Source organism: Streptomyces sp. NPDC055078, from assembly GCF_053607985.1.
In genome coordinates, this window is record NZ_JBSGUP010001148.1 from 1 (window position 1) to 1,150 (window position 1,150).

1 protein-coding gene is annotated in these 1,150 nt (G+C 71.7%); it reads left to right on the forward strand.

Annotated elements, in window-relative coordinates; translation table 11 throughout:
- The first annotated feature begins 110 nt into the window (after nt 1-110).
- A complete protein-coding gene (locus ACWF94_RS40850; protein WP_453500417.1) occupies nt 111-1,118 on the forward strand; it encodes a LacI family DNA-binding transcriptional regulator in 1,008 nt (335 codons plus the stop codon).
- The last annotated feature ends 32 nt before the right edge of the window (nt 1,119-1,150 follow it).

The window sequence follows — 1,150 nt, forward strand, 5'->3', positions numbered from 1 at the left end:
GCTTCGTGGAGATCTCCCCGACCGCACCGGGTGCGCTCAAAGCCATCCGCGTCGTGCCGGGATCTCCCGTGTGCGGGCGGTGAGTTCGGATGGGCTCTAGGATCCCGGTCATGCAGACCGGAGACACCGTCCCCCCGCCCCCCACCATCGCCGATGTGGCTCGCGCCGCGTCCGTGTCCAGGACCACCGCGTCGGACGCCCTCGGCGGGCGCGGCCGGGTCTCGGGCGCGACGCGCGAGGCGGTGCTGGAGGCCGCCCGGCGGCTGGGGTACGCGCCCAACCGCACCGCGCGTTCCCTGCGCACCTCGGTGACGGAGACCATCGCGCTGCACATCCCGGAGTTCCTGACGAGCGCCGAGTACTACATGGCCTTTGTGTTCGGCGTGGCCAAACAGGCCGCACGCGCCGGACTGAACGTCACGCTCATCTCCTCCGGGCAGCTGCCCCAGCACAGCGCGGTCCCGCAGGTGGACGGGCTCGTCCTGTGCGACCCGGTGGCCGGCGACCCGGTCGTGGACCAGCTGATGAACGCGAATCTGCCGGTCGTGACGGCCGAGCGGTACGAGGGCGGCACACAGCCGACGGGCGTCATCCGGTCCGACCACGACGCGATGACGACGGAACTGCTGGACCATCTGCGGGACGCGGGCGCCCGGCGCCCCGCGTTCCTCGCGTCCGACACCACATCCGACTGGGCCACCACACTCCATGGCGCCCACGTCCGCTGGTGTGCCGAGAACGGCATCCCCGTCATCGCGGGCAAGGCCCCGTTCGCGGCACCGCCCCGGGTCCTGCAGGCCGAGGTCCGCCGGATGCTGGAACGGACCCCGGAGATCGACGCCATCGTGTGTGCCGCCGACGGGGCCGCCGCGGCCGTGCTGCCCGAGATCCGGGCGGCCGGCCGGCGCGTGGGGGAGGACCTGCTGCTCGCCTCCTGCGTCGACAGCTCCGCCATGCGTATGGCGGAGCCGCCCATCACCGCGATCGATCTCCAGCCGCATGTCATGGGCGCGGAATGCACCCGGCTGCTCTGCGAGATTCTGGCCGGGGACGCGGAACCGGGCACCGTACGCGCACTGCCGATCGAAATGAAAATCCGGGAATCCACACACTGGTGAACAGCGCTTCTCCTACCCGGGCGGCCCATGTG